The organism is Burkholderia sp. AU45388 (assembly GCF_030481585.1).
In the GTDB taxonomy this organism is placed as follows: Bacteria; Pseudomonadota; Gammaproteobacteria; order Burkholderiales; family Burkholderiaceae; genus Burkholderia; species Burkholderia sola.
Genome location: NZ_JAUJPV010000012.1, coordinates 1 through 18,478, shown reverse-complemented (window position 1 = coordinate 18,478; position 18,478 = coordinate 1). Strand labels below are relative to the sequence as shown.

Here is an 18,478-nt window from a genome sequence, read left to right as displayed (position 1 = left end):
GCCCTGGCTGACAGCAAGTAGGCAGGATTCAGCGCACGCGGCAAGGCAGCACATCATGACGAGCGAAACTTCCGTCAATCTTCTCGACTTCGACGCCGAGGGTCTTGTCGCGTACTGCGGCAGCCTGGGCGAGAAGCCGTTCCGCGCCAAGCAGTTGCAGCGCTGGATCCACCAATACAACGCCGGCGATTTCGACGGCATGACCGATCTCGCGAAGTCCCTGAGGGAAAAACTCAAGGGCCGCGCATCGATCGTGATGCCGGACATCGCCAGCGATCACGTTTCCGCCGACGGTACGCGCAAGTGGCTGATCGACGTCGGAAACGGCAATGCGGTCGAAACCGTGTTCATCCCGGAAGAGACGCGCGGCACGCTGTGCGTGTCGTCGCAGGCCGGGTGCGCGGTGAACTGCCGCTTCTGTTCGACGGGCAAGCAGGGCTTCTCCCGCAACCTGTCGACAGCTGAAATCATCGGCCAGCTCCGGATGGCCGAATTTGCATTGCGAGCGTCGCTGGGCCGCGCGCCCGGCCCGAACGGCAAGGCCGAACGGGTCGTCACCAACGTGGTGATGATGGGCATGGGCGAGCCGCTCCTGAATTACAGCGCGGTCGTGCCCGCGATGCGGCTGATGCTCGACGACAACGCGTACGGCCTGTCGCGCCGTCGCGTCACGCTGTCGACGTCCGGCGTGGTGCCGATGATGGACCGCCTCGGCGCCGAGTTGCCGGTCGCGCTGGCCGTCTCGCTGCATGCGCCGAACGATGCGCTGCGCGACGAGCTGGTGCCGCTCAACAAGAAGTATCCGCTGCGCGAGCTGATGGCCGCGTGCCAGCGTTATCTGAAAGTCGCGCCGCGCGACTTCATTACATTCGAATACTGCATGCTCGACGGCGTCAACGATACCGAAGCGCATGCGCGCGAACTGCTGGCCGTCACGCGTGACGTGCCGTGCAAGTTCAACCTGATCCCGTTCAATCCGTTTCCGGAATCGGGCCTCATCCGCTCGAAGCCGGAGCAGATCAAGCGCTTCGCCCAGATCCTCATCGATGCGGGTGTCGTCACGACCGTGCGCAAGACGCGCGGCGACGACATCGATGCCGCGTGCGGGCAACTGGCCGGCGCGGTGAAGGATCGCACGCGCCTCGCGGAGCGGACGGGCGCGGCAGGAAAAATCATCGAAGTTCGGGCAGTTTGACGGGGGCACCTGGCCGGGGTGCCCGAACCCTTTGGCGGTGCAACACGCGAATAGCGATCGGTCGCGGCGCCTCGGCGCCGCGCATGGTATGAACCGTTGCGGGTGCCGGCCGGCAGGGGCCGGCGGCAGCCGCCAGTGAAGAAGAATCGACGCGAGGACAAGGATGAGTGAGCCGCAGCCGTCTAACGGCGCAGAGACGAATGCCGCAAAGCCGGCACCGGCGGGACTGGAATCGCTGGCGGCGGTCGGCAGCCGCCTGGCGCAGCTTCGGGAGACGAAGGGCTGGTCGGTCGACGACGTGTCGGCGCGACTCAAGGTCGCACCGCAAAAACTCCGGGCGCTCGAGGCCGGCGACATCAGCCATTTGCCCGGCGTGACGTTCGCGCTCGGTGTCGTGCGCAGCTACGCGAAGATGCTCGGCGTCGATCCGGAGCCGTTCGCGCAGGCGCTGCGCCGCGAGCGCGGGGTGCCGGAAGTCGATCTGTCGATGCCTGCGTCGTCGGGCACGGATCTGCCGCGCGGCCGCGTGTCGATTCCGCTCGGCGGCTCGTCGCGCAACCATCCGTGGCTGTGGGGAACGGGGATCGTCGTCGTCGCGGTGGTCGCCGTACTGATGTGGCACACTGGCGGCGATTCGTCGAGCCTGCTCGCGCGCTTCAAGGGCGGCGACGCCGAGCATGCGTCCGCTGCGAGCGCGTCGGCGGCATCGTCGTCTGCCGAAGAGGCGGCGACGAACGGCGCGTCGGCGGCGGTGGCGAATGAGGTTCCGGCCCCGGCTGCCGCATCGGCTGCCCCGGCGCCGGCGGCTCCGGTCGCGACGGCGGCTGCGTCGCAGCCCGTGACGGAAGCGGCAGCGGCGAGCACGGCCGCGCCGGCCCAGCCCGCGAGCGTCGTGGTGGCGGCAGGCCAGTCGATGGTCGAACTGAAGGTCAAGCAGGATTGCTGGTTCAGCGTGCGCGACAGGAACGGCAAGGAGCTGTTCTCGGCGCTGGTGCGCGCCGGCGAAACGAAGCAGGTTGCCGGTGACGGGCCGTTCAAGGTCACGATCGGCAACAAGGCCGGCCTCGACGCGGTTGCGTTCGACGGAAAACCGGTCGATCCGGCAAAATATTCGGCAGCGCGGGGTAACGTGGCGCGGTTCACGTTGCCCTGACGTCAAGCGCCGTGGCGAAGGCTTGCCGTCGATACTGGCAGGCCGTGAGGGCACGGCGCTTTTTCAATTCATGCGCCGCGTCGCGGCGCATTCCGCGTAAATGGATCTATCGATGCAATCCGAAGCTCAATCCCCACGCAGCAGTCAGATTTGTTCAACCGAGCCGGTGTTCGGCGGGCATCAGCCGCGCCGCGTATCGCATGCGGTGGATGTCCGCTGGGGCGGGCAACTCGTGACGATCGGCGGTGACGCGCCGGTGCGCGTGCAGTCGATGACGAATACCGACACGGCCGATGCGATCGGCACGGCGATCCAGATCAAGGAACTCGCGAATGCGGGCTCCGAACTGGTGCGCATCACGGTCAACACGCCCGAAGCCGCGGCCGCCGTGCCGGCGATTCGCGAGCAGCTCGACCGGATGGGCGTGACCGTGCCGCTCGTCGGCGATTTCCACTACAACGGCCACCTGCTGCTGCGCGACTACCCCGGCTGCGCGGAGTCGCTGTCGAAGTACCGGATCAACCCCGGCAACGTTGGCCAGGGCGCGAAGCGCGACACGCAGTTCGCGCAGATGATCGAGGCCGCGGCGAAGTACGACAAGCCGGTGCGGATCGGCGTGAACTGGGGCAGTCTCGACCAGGACCTGCTTGCGCGCATGATGGACGAGAACGGCGCGCGGGCGCAGCCGTGGGACGCGCAGAGCGTGATGTACGAGGCGCTGATCCAGTCGGCGATCGGCTCGGCCGAACGCGCGGTCGAGCTCGGCCTGGGCCGCGACCGCATCGTGCTGTCGTGCAAGGTCAGCGGCGTGCAGGACCTGATCGCCGTGTACCGCGAACTCGGCCGCCGCTGCGGCTTCGCGCTGCACCTCGGGCTGACCGAGGCCGGCATGGGCTCGAAGGGCATCGTCGCGTCGACGGCAGCGCTCGGTGTGCTGCTGCAGGAAGGGATCGGCGACACGATCCGCATCTCGCTGACGCCGGAACCGGGCGCGTCGCGCACGGGCGAGGTGATCGTCGGCCAGGAAATCCTGCAGACGATGGGCCTGCGCTCGTTCGCGCCGATGGTGATCGCGTGCCCGGGCTGCGGCCGCACGACGAGCACGCTGTTCCAGGAACTCGCGATGCAGATCCAGACGTATCTGCGCGAGCAGATGCCGGCCTGGCGCAAGGAATATCCGGGCGTCGAAAAGATGAACGTCGCGGTGATGGGCTGCATCGTCAACGGCCCGGGCGAATCGAAGCACGCGAACATCGGCATCAGCCTGCCGGGTTCGGGCGAGAACCCGGCCGCGCCCGTCTTCATCGACGGCGAGAAGGTCAAGACGCTGCGCGGCGAGCGGATCGCCGAGGAATTCCAGCAGATCGTCAGCGACTACGTCGCGCGCAATTACGGCCGCACCGAGGCCCTGAACTAATTCGTCCACACACACGAACGATGACTGAACAGAAACGCAAGATCGAGAAGCTCACCGGCGTCAAAGGCATGAACGACATCCTTCCGCAGGATGCCGGCCTGTGGGAATTCTTCGAAGCTACCGTGAAATCGCTGCTGCGCGCGTACGGCTACCAGAACATCCGCACGCCGATCGTCGAACACACGCAGCTCTTCACGCGCGGCATCGGCGAGGTCACGGACATCGTCGAGAAGGAGATGTACAGCTTCACCGACGCGCTGAACGGCGAGAACCTGACGATGCGTCCGGAAAACACCGCGGCCGTCGTGCGTGCGTCGATCGAGCACAACATGCTGTACGACGGCCCGAAACGCCTGTGGTACATCGGCCCGATGTTCCGTCACGAGCGTCCGCAGCGCGGCCGCTATCGCCAGTTCCACCAGGTCGGCGTCGAGGCGCTCGGCTTCGCGGGTCCCGATGCGGATGCCGAGATCATCATGATGTGCCAGCGTCTGTGGGACGACCTCGGCCTGACCGGCATCAAGCTCGAGATCAATTCGCTCGGCCTCGCCGAGGAGCGCGCCGCGCACCGCGTCGAACTGATCAAGTACCTCGAGCAGTTCGCCGACGTGCTCGACGAGGACGCGAAGCGCCGCCTGTATACGAACCCGTTGCGCGTGCTCGACACGAAGAATCCCGCGTTGCAGGAGATCGCGCAGAACGCGCCGAAGCTGATCGACTTCCTCGGCGACGAATCGCGCGCGCACTTCGAAGGACTGCAGCGCCTGCTGCTCGCGAACAACATTCCGTTCAAGATCAACCCGCGTCTCGTGCGCGGCCTCGATTATTACAACCTGACCGTGTTCGAGTGGGTAACCGACAAGCTCGGCGCGCAGGGCACGGTTGCGGCCGGCGGTCGCTACGATCCGCTGATCGAGCAGCTCGGCGGCAAGCCGACCGCCGCGTGCGGCTGGGCGATGGGCATCGAGCGGATCCTCGAACTGCTGAAGGAAGAGGATCTCGCGCCCGAGCAGGAAGGCGTCGACGTGTACGTCGTGCACCAGGGCGAGACCGCGCGCGAACAGGCGTTCATCGCGGCCGAGCGCCTGCGCGACACGGGCCTCGACGTGATCTTCCACTGCAGCGCCGACGGCGCGCCGGCAAGCTTCAAGTCGCAGATGAAGCGGGCCGATGCGAGCGGCGCCGCGTTCGCGGTGATCTTCGGCGAAGAAGAGGTCGCGAACGGCACGGTGGGCGTGAAAGCGTTGCGCGGCGCGGGTGCGGAAGGGGAAAAGAACGTTCAGCAGACCGTACCGGTCGAAAGCTTGACCGAATTCCTAATCAATGCGATGGTTGCATCCGCCGAAGACGGCGACGACTGATCGCGCTGGCATCCGCTCGACAAGAAAAGCCTGAACAGGAAGAAGGAATCGCTCGCCGATGAGTTATCACGACGAACAAGAATCGATTGAAAGTCTCAAGGCGTGGTGGGCCCGCTGGGGCAACCTCACCACGTGGATCGTGCTCGCGGCGCTCGTCGTCGCGGCCGGTTTCAACGGCTGGAACTACTGGCAGCGCCGTCAGGCTGCCGAGGCGTCCGGGCTGTACGAGCAGGTCCAGAAGGCCGCCGCCGCGAACGACAAGGCGCCGATGGCCCGCGCGGCTGCGGACATGGAAGACAAGTTCGGCAGCACGCCGTATGCGCAGATGACGGCGCTCGCGGCCGCGAAGACGCTGTATGCGGCCGGCGACGCGGCAGGCGCGAAGGCGCAGCTGCAATGGGCCGTCGATCACGCCAAGGACGACGAGTACAAGCAGATCGCGAAGCTGCGTCTCGCGTCGCTGCTGCTCGACGAGAAGGCATACGATGCGGGCCTCGCGCTGCTCTCGGGTACGCCGGTCGATGCATTCAAGGGCCTCGTGGCCGATCGTCGCGGCGATCTGCTTGCCGCGCAAGGCAAGACCGACGATGCGCGCGCGGCTTACAAGCTCGCGCTCGACGGCCTGTCGAAGGACGACCAGTCCGCGCGCCAGCTCGTGCAGTTCAAGCTGGACGCGCTCGGCGGCTGAATCCCGGTCCCCTCAACCTCTTAACTCTGCTTCGCTATCCGATGAATTTGCTGAAACGTTACGCTGTGCCCGTTGCCTGCGCGGCGGCTGTCCTCGCTTTGGCGGCTTGCTCGTCGTCGAAGGACGCGCGCCGCGTGCCGACGCCGCTCACCGAGTTCAAGCCCGTCATGGACGTGCAACAGGTCTGGAAGGCGAGCGTCGGCAAGGGCGGACGCTACCTGTTCTCGCCGGTGGCCGTGGGTGACGCCGTCTACGCGGCGGGCGAAAACGGGTCGGTCGAGAAGATCGACGCGAAGACGGGCCAGACGCTGTGGCGCTCGAAGGTCGGTTCGGACCTGTCGGCCGGCGTCGGCAGCGACGGCAACCTGACTGCGGTCGGTGCGCTGAAGGGCGGCGTGTTCGTGCTGGGCCCGGACGGCAAGCAGCTGTGGAAGACCACCGTGCAGGGCGAGATCTTCTCGCCGCCGCTCGTCGGCAACGGCCTCGTGATCGTCCGCACGATCGACGGCCAGGTGATCGCGTTCAACGCGCAGACGGGCGAGCAGAAGTGGAACTACCGCAACCGTGCGGTGCCGCTGAACCTGCGCGTGTCGGCCGGCATGACGTTCGCCGGCGACGCGGCCGTGCTCGCGGGCTTCCCGGGCGGCGGTCTGGTCGCGATCAACCTGCAGACGGGCGAGCCATTCTGGCAGACCCCGGTGTCGTTCCCGAAGGGCGTGACCGAGGTCGAGCGCATCAACGACGTCAGCGGCCCGCCGACGCTCGTGGGCGCGGAAACCTGTGCGGTGACGTTCCAGGGGCAGCTCGGCTGCTTCGATGCGAATTCGGGTCGGCCGCTGTGGGAAAAGCCGTTCTCGAGCCGCAGCGGCCTCGCGCAGGACGATTCGGTGGTTGCCGGCGGCGACGACTGGTCGGTCGTCACCGCGTACGACGCGGCCACGGGCAACCAGCTCTGGCGTAACGACAAGCTGAAGAGCCGTGACGTCGGCGTGCCGTACCTGCTCGGGCACGCGGTCGTGATGGGCGATTACAAGGGCTTCGTGCACTTCCTGTCGCGCGAAGACGGCAGCTTCATCGCGCGGATGAAGACCGACGGCAGCGCGATCACGGCGGCGCCGGTCCTCGCGGGCAATACGCTCGTCGTGCAGACGAAGGACGGCGGCCTGTACGGGTTCCGCCCGCGCTGACGCGCAGGAAACAGGCACGGCCGTGGCGCGGCGGGCAGATCCCGCGCGCCGCGGCCGCGCGACTTGAAGGCGGCCGGCGTTCCCGGCCGCTCGGTATTTGAAAGGCAGTTCGAGACGAAAGACGACGGCGCGCAACGCGCGCCGGGCGCACGCATCCGGCGCGGCCCGAATTCGTGATATTTTCATTCAGCGCAGCCGCCCGCAGCAGCGGGCCTCCCGCTGCTGCGCTTCACCGTAGAAAACACAGATGAAACCGGTCATTGCCCTCGTTGGGCGCCCCAATGTGGGGAAATCCACGCTGTTCAACCGGCTCACGCGCTCGCGCGATGCGCTGGTCGCCGACTTGCCGGGCCTCACGCGCGATCGCCATTACGGCGAAGGACGCGTCGGCGAGCGGCCGTACCTGGTCGTCGATACCGGCGGCTTCGAGCCCGTCGCGAAGGACGGCATCCTGCACGAAATGGCGCGCCAGACGCGGCAGGCCGTCGAGGAAGCCGACGTCGTCGTGTTCATCGTCGACGGCCGCAATGGGCTCGCGCCGCAGGACAAGTCGATCGCCGACTACCTGCGCAAGACCGGCCGGCCGATCTTCCTCGTCGTCAACAAGGCCGAGGGGATGAAGTACACGGCGGTCGCGACGGATTTCTACGAGCTCGGGCTCGGCGATCCGCGCGCGATCTCGGCCGCGCACGGCGATGGCGTGACCGACATGATCAACGAGGCGCTGGAAGTCGCGTATGCGGGCCAGCCCGAGGAAGCGGACGAGGACGATCCGTCGCGCGGCGTCAAGATCGCGATCGTCGGCCGCCCGAACGTCGGCAAGTCGACGCTCGTGAATGCGCTGATCGGCGAAGACCGCGTGATCGCGTTCGACATGCCGGGCACGACGCGCGACTCGATCTACGTCGACTTCGAGCGTAACGGCAAGAAATACACGCTGATCGACACGGCCGGCCTGCGACGCCGCGGCAAGGTGTTCGAGGCGATCGAGAAGTTCTCGGTCGTGAAGACGCTGCAGTCGATCTCCGACGCGAACGTCGTCATTCTTCTGCTGGATGCGCAGCAGGACATTTCCGACCAGGACGCGCACATCGCCGGCTTCGTCGTCGAGCAGGGCCGCGCGCTCGTGATCGGCGTCAACAAGTGGGACGGCCTCGACGATCACGCGCGCGACCGCGCGAAAGCGGATTTGACCCGCAAGCTGAAATTCCTCGACTTCGCGAAATCGCACTTCATTTCGGCCGCGAAGAAGACGGGTATCGGCGCGCTGATGCGCTCGGTCGATGACGCGTACGCGGCGGCGATGGCGAAGCTGCCGACGCCGAAGCTCACGCGCGCGCTGATCGAGGCCGTCGAATTCCAGCAGCCGCGCCGTCGCGGCCCGGTGCGCCCGAAGCTGCGCTATGCGCACCAGGGCGGCCAGAATCCGCCGATCATCGTGATCCACGGCAATGCGCTCGACGCGGTGACGGAGACCTACAAGCGTTACCTCGAAAACCGGTTCCGCGAAACTTTCTCGCTGACCGGGACTCCATTGCGCATAGAGTTCCGTTCGTCGAACAACCCGTACGCGGACAAGGGCTGAAGCACGCCCCGCAAGGCATCGGCCGCATGGCCAGTGGCCGGGCGGGGCAGGCAAAATCAGCTATAGTGTAGCGATTGGCGCCGGATCTCTTTTTCTTCGCCGCCAATCCAGATCAACCTGCAAAAAAAGATGGAGTACGCCATGAGCAACAAAGGGCAATTGTTACAAGACCCGTTTTTGAACGCACTGCGCAAAGAGCACGTTCCCGTTTCGATCTACCTCGTCAACGGCATCAAGCTTCAAGGGAACATTGAATCGTTCGACCAGTACGTCGTGTTGCTCCGTAATACGGTGACCCAGATGGTTTACAAGCACGCCATCTCGACGGTCGTGCCGGCGCGCCCGGTGAATTTCCACCCGGACGCGGAAGCCTCGTCCTAACCTATCGCAGCGGCCGGCATCCGGTCGCCGCGAGCGACCGATGCCAGCCGCCTTATCTTGACACCCGATAATTTGATCAACGCAGCGCTCGTCGGCATCGATTTCGGCAAGACCGATTTCGAAGCCAGTCTCGAAGAACTCAGTCTTCTCGCCTCCAGTGCGGGGGCCTGTCCCGCCGTCACCCTCACGGGTCGTCGCGCCAGTCCCGATGCCAAGATGTTCATCGGCAGCGGCAAAGCCGAAGAACTGCGGCTTGCCTGCGACGCGCACAACGTCGAAATCGTCATCTTCAACCACGCGTTGGCGCCCGCCCAGCAACGTAATCTGGAGCAAGCGCTTAACAGGCGCGTGGTCGATCGCACGAGCCTCATCCTCGACATCTTCGCGCAGCGCGCCCGCAGCCACGAAGGCAAGCTGCAGGTCGAGCTCGCGCAGCTTCAATACCTGTCGACCCGGCTCATTCGCGCGTGGACCCACCTCGAACGGCAAAAGGGCGGTATCGGCCTGCGCGGCCCCGGCGAAACCCAGCTCGAAACCGACCGCCGGCTGATCGGCGAACGCATCAAGATGCTGAAGTCGAGGCTCGACCGGCTGCGCCGCCAGCACAGCACGCAGCGCCGGCAGCGCGCGCGCAGCGGCACGATGTCGGTGTCGCTCGTCGGCTATACGAACGCGGGCAAGTCGACGCTGTTCAATGCGCTGACGAAAGCGCAGGCGTACGCGGCCGACCAGTTGTTCGCGACGCTCGATACGACGTCGCGGCGCGTGTACCTCGGCGACGAAGTCGGGCAGATCGTCGTGTCCGATACGGTCGGGTTCATTCGCGAACTGCCTCACCAGCTCGTCGCGGCGTTCCGCGCGACCCTCGAGGAAACGATCCACGCGGATCTGCTGCTGCATGTGGTCGATGCGTCGAGCACGGTCAGGCTCGAGCAGATCGAGCAGGTCAACGGCGTGCTGCACGAGATCGGCGCGGACACGATCCGCCAGGTGCTGGTATTCAACAAGATCGACGCCGTACCCGAGCTGGCGGCCCGCGGCGACGCGGTCGAGCGTGACGAGTATGGTAATATTTCGCGCGTCTTTTTGAGCGCGCGCACCGGTCAGGGTCTCGATACGTTGCGTGCCGCCATCGCCGAAATTGCCTCCGCGGAACACCTTTCCAGCGCGACGTTACCCGACGCGCTCGATGGCACGTCCGCTGAACCACACGAAGACCACACGATTTCCGAACACGGGCGCTAACCGGTCCCGGCCGGTTCGTCGGCGTCTAATCTGGTGAACAAACTCTGGTGAACGAATACAACGAGCGGAGTACCTGGCGGCGGATGCGCGCCTTGCTGTCGATCAACGATCCCCGCTGGGGACGCGGCGAAGGCAATGGCAAGGACGGATCCCGTCCGCGCGCGAACGAATCGAAGCGCCCGCCAGGCGGCGACGGCGATGGTCCGCCCGATCTCGACGAGATGTGGCGCAACTTCAACCGGCGCTTGAGCGGCCTGTTCGGCGGCAAGGGCGGCAACGGCTTTCGTCCTGACAACGGCCGGGCCGCACGGGTCGGCGTCGGGATCGTGATCGGCGTGCTGGTCGCGGTGTATGCGGGCAGCGGGCTGTTCGTCGTGCAGGAAGGCCAGACGGGCGTCGTGCTGCAGCTCGGCAAGCTGTCGGGCACGGTCGGCCAGGGCGTGCACTGGCGCGCGCCGTATCCGTTCGCGTCGCACGAGATCGTCGACACGTCGCAGGTCCGCTCGATCGAGATCGGCCGCAACAACGTCGTGCGTCTCGCGAACGTGAAGGAAGCCGCGATGCTGACGCGCGATGCCGACATCGTCGACGTGCGCTTCATCGTCCAGTACCGGATTCGTTCCGCCACCGATTACCTGTTCCGCAGCGTCGATCCCGAGCGCAGCGTGTCGCAGGCCGCGCAAGCCGCGGTGCGCGCGATCGTCGGCACGCGCAGCGCGGCCGACATGCTGAATCAGGATCGCGATGCGCTGCGCGAGCAGCTTTCCACCGTGATCCAGCGCGATCTCGACCGCTACCAGTCGGGGCTCGAGGTGACGGCCGTCACGATGCAGAGCGTCGCGGCGCCCGAGCAGACCCAGGCCGCATACGCCGAAGTCGCGAAGGCGCGCGACGAGCGCGAGGCCGCGAAGCGCGCCGCGCAGGCGTATGCGAGCGACCTGCTGCCGAAGGCGCAGGGCGATGCGGCGAAGCTCGTCGACGAAGCGAAGGCGTATGCCGATCGCGTGGTCACGGAAGCCGAGGGCGACGCGGACCGCTTCAAGCAGGTCTATGCGCAGTACTCGAAGGCGCCCGCGGTCATCCGCGAGCGGATGTACCTCGAGACGATGCAGGAAATCTATTCGAACGCGACGAAAGTGTTCATCGGCAACAAGGGCGGCAACAGCGTCGTGTACCTGCCGCTCGACAAGCTCGTCGAGCAGGGGCGGCAAAACGCCGCGGCGTCGACCGGCGCGTCCGCGCCCGATGCGGCGTCGGCACCGGCGGCCACGGCGCCGGCGGCGGCCGCAGCCGCACCGGCGAGCGCCGCACCGGCCGTCACCGCGTCGGGTGTCGACGTGCTGCGATCGCGCGAAGCGTTTCGCAGCCGCTCGCGTGAAGACGATACGAAGTAACGGGGAACGCAGAACATGAACCGAATCATTGCGCTCGTCGTCGCAATCGTGATCGTTGCCTTCGCGGCCTCGTCGACGGTCCTCACCGTCGATCCGCGCCATGCAGCCGTGCTGTCGGGTCGCGACGGCACGCAGCCGGAGCTCGCGGGGCCCGGCGTCCACTTCAAGCTGCCGCCGCCGCTGCAGACGGCCACGCTGATCGACACGCGCCTGCAATCGCTCGAATCGTCCGATCCGCTGCAACTGGCGACCGAAGACAAGCACGACCTGCTCGTCGCGTACACGGTGAAGTACCGGATCAGCGATCCGATGAAATATTTCACCGCGACGGGCGGCGACCCGGCGGCTGCGGCCGAACGGCTGTCCGGCGCGTTGAAGGGCGCGCTCGGCGACGCATTCGGCAAGCGCGCGCTCGACGATGCCCTCGGCAGTCAACGCGCGATCGCCGATGCGGCGCGCGATGCGGCGAAGGCGCAAGCGTCCGCTTTCGGCGTCGACGTGGTCGACGTCCAGCTGACGCGTGTCGACCTGCCTGCCGCGCAGACGGAAGCCGTCTATCAACGGATGATCGCCGCGTTGCGCGATCAGGCGGCCCAGGTGCGTGCGCAAGGCGCGGCCGACGTCGAGCAGATCAAGGCCGACGCCGAACGCGAGCAGCAGGCCGTGCTCGCGAACGCGTACAAGTCCGCGCAGACGATCAAGGGCGAGGGCGACGCGAAGGCCGCCACGATCGCCGCCGACGCGTTCGGCCGCGATCCGCAGTTCTATCAGTTCTACGCGAGCCTGCAGGCCTACCGGAACACGTTCAAGCGCAACGACATCATCGTCGTCGATCCCGACAGCGAGTTCTTCCGCTTCATGCGCAGCCCGACGGGCGGTGCCGCACCGGCGGCGCCTGCTCCCCGCAAACATTGACCTTGGGGCGCCGCGTCGAGCGGCGCCGTCGCTCGCATGGACCTGGCTGGCTCGTTGTTGCTCGCAGTAGCGCTGATGCTGATTATCGAGGGCGCATTCCCCTTCGTGTTTCCGTCCGCATGGCGTGACACGTTTCGTAGAATAGCGGAACGGCCGCCGCATCATATCCGGATCGGCGGGCTGATCGTGATGGTGCTCGGGCTCGTGCTGCTGTTGCTCGCGACCTGACCGGCGCCGCGATCCGGACGGCGCATCCGCCGTTCGTTCCGCCCTGATTTCGAAGTTCCGATTCAACTCGCGGCGCGCGTGACGCGCGCCGTTTCCCGTCGTAGGACCGTACCGATGTCGACCTGGTTACTTCCCGAGAATATCGCCGACGTGCTGCCGTCGGAAGCGCGCAAGATCGAGGAGCTGCGCCGCAGGCTGCTCGACCGCTTCCGCTCGTACGGCTACGAAATGGTGATGCCGCCGCTGCTCGAATACCTCGAGTCGCTGCTGACGAGCGGCGGCGCCGATCTGCGCCTGCGCACCTTCAAGCTGGTCGACCAACTGTCGGGCCGCACGCTCGGCCTGCGCGCGGACATCACGCCGCAGGTCGCGCGCATCGATGCTCACCTGTTGAACCGTCAGGGCGTGACGCGCCTCTGCTACGCGGGCCACGTGATGCATACGCGCCCGCGCGGCCTGCACGCGACGCGCGAGCAGATCCAGATCGGCGCCGAAATCTACGGCCACGCCGGGCTCGAAGCCGATCTCGAGATCCAGCAACTGATGCTCGACGCGCTGCATCTCGCAGGCCTGTCGCGCATCCGTCTCGACCTCGGTCACGCGGGCGTGCTTGCGGCGCTGCTGGCGCGCGACGCGCAGGCCGCCGAACGCGGCGAGTCGCTGTACGACGCGCTGTCGGGCAAGGACGTGCCGCTGCTGAACGAACTCACCGACGATCTCGGCGCCGATACGCGCGCCGCGCTGCGCGCGCTGCCGAACCTCTACGGCGACGCGAGCGTGCTGGCCGAGGCGCGTACGCGCCTGCCGGTACTGCCCGAAATCACGCGAGCGCTCGACGATCTGGCGCAGCTCGCGTCGCAGGCGAAGGGCGTCGAAGTCGCGATCGATCTCGCCGACCTGCGCGGCTACGCGTACCACAGCGGCGCGATGTTCACCGCATACGTCGACGGCGTGCCGAACGCGATCGCGCGCGGCGGCCGTTACGACCACGTGGGGCAGGCCTATGGCCGCGCCCGTCCGGCAACCGGCTTCTCGCTCGACCTGCGCGAACTCGCGCGGATTTCGCCGGTCGAGGCGCGCGGTACCGCGATTCTCGCGCCGTGGGCACAGGACGACGCGCTGGGCGCGGCCGTCGCGGCGCTGCGTGATGCGGGCGAAGTCGTGATCCAGGCGCTGCCGGGCCACGACCACGTGCTCGACGAGTTCGCGTGCGATCGTTCGCTCGTCGAGCGTAACGGCGCATGGATGGTCGAACCCCGATAAAGAGGTGTTCGCGGGCCGTGCTTCGGCGTGCATATCGTTGAAGCGAAACGGAAAAATTCGGAAACGCCCGCGAACATAGGTAGAATACGTTTTTAACCAGCTAACGAATCAACATGTCTGCCAGCGCAGTGAACGTGACTCCCGGGCGCAACGTCGTCGTCGTGGGAACGCAATGGGGTGATGAAGGCAAGGGCAAGATCGTCGACTGGCTGACGGACCACGCTCAGGGCGTCGTGCGTTTCCAGGGCGGTCACAACGCCGGCCACACCCTCATCATCGGCGGCAAGAAAACGATCTTGCGCCTCATTCCGTCGGGCATCATGCGTGAAGGCGTCGCCTGCTACATCGGCAACGGCGTCGTCCTGTCCCCCGAAGCACTGTTCAAGGAAATCGGCGAGCTCGAAGAAGCCGGCGTGAACGTACGCGACCGTCTGTTCATCTCCGAAGCCACGACGCTGATCCTGCCGTACCACATCGCGATCGACCAGGCGCGCGAAGCGCGCAAGGGCGCCGGCAAGATCGGCACGACCGGCCGCGGCATCGGCCCCGCGTACGAAGACAAGGTCGGCCGCCGCGCGCTGCGCGTGCAGGACCTGTTCGACGCGAAGACCTTCGCCGATCGCCTGCGCGAAAATCTCGATTTCCACAATTTCGTGCTGACCCAGTATCTGGGCGGCGCGGCCGTCGACTTCCAGGCCACGCTCGACACGATGCTTGGCTATGCCGATCGCCTGAAACCGATGGTGGCCGACGTGTCGCGCCGCCTGTACGATGCGAACAACGCGGGCCAGAACCTGCTGTTCGAAGGCGCGCAAGGCACGCTGCTCGACATCGATCACGGCACCTATCCGTTCGTCACGTCGAGCAACTGCGTCGCAGGGGCGGCGTCGGCCGGCGCGGGCGTCGGTCCGCAGAAGCTCAACTACATCCTCGGCATCACGAAGGCGTATTGCACGCGCGTCGGCTCGGGCCCGTTCCCGAGCGAGCTGTACGATGCGGACAACCCGCAGCGCCAGGACCAGATCGGCGTCACGCTCGCGAACGTCGGCAAGGAATTCGGTTCGGTCACCGGCCGTCCGCGCCGCACCGGCTGGCTCGATGCGGCTGCGCTGCGCCGCTCGATCCAGATCAACGGCGTGTCGGGTCTGTGCATGACCAAGCTCGACGTGCTCGACGGCCTCGATGAAGTCAAGCTGTGCGTCGGCTACCAGGTCGACGGCAAGGACGTGGACATCCTGCCGCGCGGCGCGGTCGATGTCGCGCGTTGCGAGCCGGTGTACGAGACGTTCCCGGGCTGGAAGGAAAGCACCGTCGGGATCAATACGTGGGACGCGCTGCCGGCGAATGCGCAGGCTTACCTCGCCCGCGTCCAGGAAGTGGCTGGCGTGCCGGTCGACATGGTGTCGACGGGCCCGGACCGCGACGAAACGATCCTGCTCCGCCATCCGTTCAAGGTGTAAGACCCAGATGACGCAGCAAATCACGATGACGGCGGCAGACTTGATGACCGATCCGCGCAACGACGACAAGAACCTGTGGGTAGGCTGGGACGAGTATCACCGTCTGATCGAACTGCTCGCGCTTCAGGTGCACGCCTCGGGCTGGAAGTTCGACCAGATCCTGTGCCTCGCGCGCGGCGGCCTGCGCGTCGGCGACCAGTTGTCGCGCATCTATGACGTGCCGCTGGCGATCCTCGCGACGAGTTCGTACCGGGAAGCGGCCGGCACCGAGCAGGGCGAGCTCGACATCGCGCAGTACATCACGATGACGCGCGGCCATCTCGCGGGCAACGTGCTGCTGGTCGACGATCTCGTCGATTCGGGCGTCACGCTCGCGCGCGTGCAGGAGCACCTGAAGGAGCGCTATCCGGCGGTCACGGCCGTGCGTTCGGCCGTGCTCTGGTACAAGGGGTGCTCGAAGGTCAAGCCCGACTATCACACGCAGTTCCTGCCGACGAATCCGTGGATCCATCAGCCGTTCGAGGAGTGGGACACGGTTCGTCCGCACAACCTCGAGGCGTGGATCAAGCGCGGTCGCGCGCAGCGCGACGGTTCGGACGCGTAAGCGCCGGCCGATCGAAGGACAGCCTTGTACGGCGCCGCTTGCGGCGCCGTTTTTCGTTGGCGCGCGCGGTGCGCCACGTGGTGCGCGGTGCGCACCCGATAGGCAGGGGGCGCGGCCGCGGCTATGATGGCTGCCCTGCCACAGGTCGCGTCGGATTGCATGCGTCACGTGGATCACGTGGTTCCACGGCAACACGGCAGGGCGGCGTTTCACGGGGGCGCGAGTAGAATAGCGCTCGTTTTGTCCGACCCGGACCCGATTATTACGCTTCATATGAACGACACGACCCACGCGACCGACGCCGCCCATTCGCCGCATTCGACGCAACAACACTCGATGCGGGCGCTAGCGATAGCAGCCATCGGCGTCGTGTTTGGCGACATCGGCACCAGCCCGCTGTATGCGCTGAAGGAGGCGTTCAGCCCCGCGCACGGCATTCCGCTGACCGAAGCGTCGATTCTCGGCGTGATCTCGCTGCTGTTCTGGGCCATCGTGCTGGTGGTCGGCGTCAAATACCTGCTGTTCGTGATGCGGGCGGACAACAACGGCGAAGGCGGTGTGCTCGCGCTGATGGCGCTGTCGCTGCGGCCGCTGGACTCCAAAACCCGGGTTGCGGGCGCGCTGATGGCGCTCGGGATATTCGGCGCGTGCATGTTCTACGGGGACGCGGTGATCACGCCGGCGATTTCCGTGATGTCGGCCGTCGAAGGTCTCGAGATCGCGACGCCGCACCTGTCCCATCTCGTGCTGCCGATCACGATCGTGATCCTGATCGCGCTGTTCTGGATCCAGCGGCACGGTACCGCACTGGTCGGCAAGCTGTTCGGCCCGATCATGGTGCTGTGGTTCGTCGTGATCGCGGCGCTCGGCGTGTACCACATCATGCGCGTGCCGGGCATCATCGCGGCGATCAATCCGTATTACGCGGCGTCGTTCATGGCCGACCACCTGCTGCAGGCCTACGTCGTACTCGGCTCGGTCGTGCTGGTGCTGACCGGCGCGGAAGCGCTCTACGCGGACATGGGCCACTTCGGTGCAAAGCCGATCCGGTACGCCGCGTACGGGCTCGTGATGCCGTCGCTCGTGCTGAACTACTTCGGCCAGGGCGCGCTGCTGATCCAGAATCCGAAAGCGATCGAAAACCCGTTCTTCCTGCTGGCGCCCGAATGGGGGCTGCTGCCGCTCGTTGTGCTGTCGACGGTCGCGACCGTGATCGCGTCGCAGGCCGTGATCTCGGGCGCGTATTCGCTGACGTCGCAGGCGATCCAGCTCGGCTACGTGCCGCGCATGAAGGTGCTGCATACGTCCGAACTCGCGATCGGCCAGATCTACGTGCCGGTCGTGAACTGGCTGCTGCTGTTCGTGATCCTCTGTATCGTCGTCGGTTTCAAGAGTTCGGACAACCTCGCGGCCGCGTACGGCATCGCGGTGACGGCGACGATGGTGATCACGACCGTGCTCGCGTGCGTCGTGATGGTCAAGGTATGGAACTGGAACCGGCTGTTGGTCGGCGCGATCATTGCGGTGTTCCTCGCGATCGACCTCGGCTTTTTCGGCGCGAACCTGCTGAAGGTCGCGCAGGGCGGCTGGCTGCCGCTCGGTATCGGCGCGCTGCTGTTCTTCCTGCTGATGACCTGGTACAAGGGGCGTCACATCGTCAAGGAACGCACGGCGGCCGACGGTATCCCGCTCGAGCCGTTCCTGCAGGGGCTGCTCGCGCATCCGCCGCACCGCGTGTCGGGCACCGCGATCTACCTGACCGGCAACGACAAGCTCGTGCCCGTCAGCCTGCTGCACAACCTGAAGCACAACAAGGTGCTGCACGAGCGGACCATTTTCCTGACGTTCGTCACGCGCGACATTCCGTACGTGCGCGACGACAAGCGCCTGAGCTCGCGCGATGCGGGTGGCGGCCTGTACATCGTCAAGGCCGAGTACGGCTTCAACGAGACGCCGGACGTGAAGGCCGTGCTCGAGGAATTCGGCCGCACGCACGACATGACGTTCGAACTGATGGACACCTCGTTCTTCCTCGCGCGCGAAACAGTGGTGCCGACGCATCTGCCCGGCATGTCGATCTGGCGCGAACGCGTGTTCGCGTGGATGCATCAGAACGCGGCGAAACCGACCGACTTCTTCTCGATTCCGGCGAACCGCGTCGTCGAGCTCGGCACCAAGATCGAGATCTGACGGGCGCGGTGGGGCCGCCCCCATGCGGCGGCCATGCCGAGCAGGCCGCGCGCTTCGCCGAAGCAATAAAAAACCCGCCTTTCGGCTAATGCCGTTCAGTTAAGAACTGAACGGCATTTTTGTTTTGGGTGTTGTAAACGGTGATGGAGGCTGTTAACCTGCGTCGCCATGCTTGATGACACCCTGAATTTTCTCGCTGAAGAACAGGAGAC

General features: G+C 66.1%; 16 protein-coding genes. All 16 read left to right on the top strand.

From position 1 onward, the window contains the following. The first annotated feature begins 55 nt into the window (after nucleotides 1-55). The 16 genes from rlmN to QZM72_RS19535 all read left to right on the top strand — a co-directional run bounded on the left by rlmN (nucleotide 56) and on the right by QZM72_RS19535 (nucleotide 18,266). Nucleotides 56-1,195: a 23S rRNA (adenine(2503)-C(2))-methyltransferase RlmN gene (rlmN, locus tag QZM72_RS19610; RefSeq protein ID WP_050013195.1), complete on the top strand. Its 1,140-nt coding sequence runs from the start codon at nucleotides 56-58 to the stop codon at nucleotides 1,193-1,195. A 163-nt stretch (nucleotides 1,196-1,358) separates the two neighbouring features. Further along, nucleotides 1,359-2,348 carry a helix-turn-helix domain-containing protein gene (locus QZM72_RS19605; protein WP_089467574.1) on the top strand — a complete coding sequence of 330 codons (990 nt, stop codon included), beginning with the start codon at nucleotides 1,359-1,361 and terminating at the stop codon, nucleotides 2,346-2,348. A gap of 112 nt (nucleotides 2,349-2,460) precedes the next feature. Then, entirely contained in the window at nucleotides 2,461-3,765 is a 1,305-nt protein-coding gene (gene ispG, locus QZM72_RS19600) for a flavodoxin-dependent (E)-4-hydroxy-3-methylbut-2-enyl-diphosphate synthase (RefSeq protein WP_027806072.1), read from the top strand. A 20-nt stretch (nucleotides 3,766-3,785) separates the two neighbouring features. Then, complete coding sequence (gene hisS / locus QZM72_RS19595; RefSeq protein ID WP_034207440.1) at nucleotides 3,786-5,126, top strand: histidine--tRNA ligase; 1,341 nt, start codon at nucleotides 3,786-3,788, stop codon at nucleotides 5,124-5,126. A gap of 58 nt (nucleotides 5,127-5,184) precedes the next feature. Further along, nucleotides 5,185-5,814, top strand: coding sequence for a tetratricopeptide repeat protein (locus tag QZM72_RS19590; protein WP_089467573.1), 630 nt, complete (start codon nucleotides 5,185-5,187; stop codon nucleotides 5,812-5,814). A gap of 41 nt (nucleotides 5,815-5,855) precedes the next feature. Further along, nucleotides 5,856-7,001, top strand: coding sequence for an outer membrane protein assembly factor BamB (gene bamB, locus QZM72_RS19585; RefSeq protein WP_059645732.1), 1,146 nt, complete (start codon nucleotides 5,856-5,858; stop codon nucleotides 6,999-7,001). A gap of 247 nt (nucleotides 7,002-7,248) precedes the next feature. Next, nucleotides 7,249-8,586 carry a ribosome biogenesis GTPase Der gene (gene der / locus QZM72_RS19580; protein WP_089467572.1) on the top strand — a complete coding sequence of 446 codons (1,338 nt, stop codon included), beginning with the start codon at nucleotides 7,249-7,251 and terminating at the stop codon, nucleotides 8,584-8,586. Nucleotides 8,587-8,727: 141 nt separating this feature from the next. Next, nucleotides 8,728-8,967, top strand: a complete 240-nt coding sequence (hfq, locus tag QZM72_RS19575; protein ID WP_006399927.1) for an RNA chaperone Hfq — start codon at nucleotides 8,728-8,730, stop codon at nucleotides 8,965-8,967. A 72-nt stretch (nucleotides 8,968-9,039) separates the two neighbouring features. Beyond that, nucleotides 9,040-10,212, top strand: coding sequence for a GTPase HflX (gene hflX, locus QZM72_RS19570; RefSeq protein ID WP_256979660.1), 1,173 nt, complete (start codon nucleotides 9,040-9,042; stop codon nucleotides 10,210-10,212). Between the two features lie 47 nt (nucleotides 10,213-10,259). Then, nucleotides 10,260-11,606: an FtsH protease activity modulator HflK gene (hflK, locus tag QZM72_RS19565; protein WP_089467570.1), complete on the top strand. Its 1,347-nt coding sequence runs from the start codon at nucleotides 10,260-10,262 to the stop codon at nucleotides 11,604-11,606. Nucleotides 11,607-11,621: 15 nt separating this feature from the next. Further along, on the top strand, nucleotides 11,622-12,521 hold the full coding sequence (hflC, locus tag QZM72_RS19560) for a protease modulator HflC (RefSeq protein ID WP_089467569.1): 900 nt from the start codon (nucleotides 11,622-11,624) through the stop codon (nucleotides 12,519-12,521). A gap of 36 nt (nucleotides 12,522-12,557) precedes the next feature. Then, nucleotides 12,558-12,749 carry a DUF2065 domain-containing protein gene (locus QZM72_RS19555; protein WP_012328623.1) on the top strand — a complete coding sequence of 64 codons (192 nt, stop codon included), beginning with the start codon at nucleotides 12,558-12,560 and terminating at the stop codon, nucleotides 12,747-12,749. 114 nt (nucleotides 12,750-12,863) lie between these two features. Next, nucleotides 12,864-14,012: an ATP phosphoribosyltransferase regulatory subunit gene (locus QZM72_RS19550; protein ID WP_089467568.1), complete on the top strand. Its 1,149-nt coding sequence runs from the start codon at nucleotides 12,864-12,866 to the stop codon at nucleotides 14,010-14,012. Nucleotides 14,013-14,125: 113 nt separating this feature from the next. Continuing rightward, nucleotides 14,126-15,472, top strand: coding sequence for an adenylosuccinate synthase (locus tag QZM72_RS19545; protein ID WP_089467567.1), 1,347 nt, complete (start codon nucleotides 14,126-14,128; stop codon nucleotides 15,470-15,472). 7 nt (nucleotides 15,473-15,479) lie between these two features. Beyond that, nucleotides 15,480-16,076 (top strand): phosphoribosyltransferase, encoded by a 597-nt coding sequence (locus tag QZM72_RS19540; RefSeq protein ID WP_179233391.1) that lies wholly within the window; start codon nucleotides 15,480-15,482, stop codon nucleotides 16,074-16,076. Nucleotides 16,077-16,349: 273 nt separating this feature from the next. Continuing rightward, entirely contained in the window at nucleotides 16,350-18,266 is a 1,917-nt protein-coding gene (locus tag QZM72_RS19535; protein WP_089467566.1) for a potassium transporter Kup, read from the top strand. The last annotated feature ends 212 nt before the right edge of the window (nucleotides 18,267-18,478 follow it).

What these genes read in the sequence shown, in the direction of transcription:
- QZM72_RS19545 (WP_089467567.1), top strand. Translation starts at nt 14,126, where the DNA reads ATGTCTGCCAGCGCAGTGAACGTGACTCCCGGGCGCAACGTCGTCGTC.
- QZM72_RS19555 (WP_012328623.1), top strand. Translation starts at nt 12,558, where the DNA reads ATGGACCTGGCTGGCTCGTTGTTGCTCGCAGTAGCGCTGATGCTGATT.
- hisS (WP_034207440.1), top strand. Translation starts at nt 3,786, where the DNA reads ATGACTGAACAGAAACGCAAGATCGAGAAGCTCACCGGCGTCAAAGGC.
- rlmN (WP_050013195.1), top strand. Translation starts at nt 56, where the DNA reads ATGACGAGCGAAACTTCCGTCAATCTTCTCGACTTCGACGCCGAGGGT.
- ispG (WP_027806072.1), top strand. Translation starts at nt 2,461, where the DNA reads ATGCAATCCGAAGCTCAATCCCCACGCAGCAGTCAGATTTGTTCAACC.
- hflC (WP_089467569.1), top strand. Translation starts at nt 11,622, where the DNA reads ATGAACCGAATCATTGCGCTCGTCGTCGCAATCGTGATCGTTGCCTTC.
- QZM72_RS19535 (WP_089467566.1), top strand. Translation starts at nt 16,350, where the DNA reads ATGAACGACACGACCCACGCGACCGACGCCGCCCATTCGCCGCATTCG.
- QZM72_RS19590 (WP_089467573.1), top strand. Translation starts at nt 5,185, where the DNA reads ATGAGTTATCACGACGAACAAGAATCGATTGAAAGTCTCAAGGCGTGG.
- QZM72_RS19605 (WP_089467574.1), top strand. Translation starts at nt 1,359, where the DNA reads ATGAGTGAGCCGCAGCCGTCTAACGGCGCAGAGACGAATGCCGCAAAG.
- der (WP_089467572.1), top strand. Translation starts at nt 7,249, where the DNA reads ATGAAACCGGTCATTGCCCTCGTTGGGCGCCCCAATGTGGGGAAATCC.
- hfq (WP_006399927.1), top strand. Translation starts at nt 8,728, where the DNA reads ATGAGCAACAAAGGGCAATTGTTACAAGACCCGTTTTTGAACGCACTG.
- QZM72_RS19550 (WP_089467568.1), top strand. Translation starts at nt 12,864, where the DNA reads ATGTCGACCTGGTTACTTCCCGAGAATATCGCCGACGTGCTGCCGTCG.
- bamB (WP_059645732.1), top strand. Translation starts at nt 5,856, where the DNA reads ATGAATTTGCTGAAACGTTACGCTGTGCCCGTTGCCTGCGCGGCGGCT.
- QZM72_RS19540 (WP_179233391.1), top strand. Translation starts at nt 15,480, where the DNA reads ATGACGCAGCAAATCACGATGACGGCGGCAGACTTGATGACCGATCCG.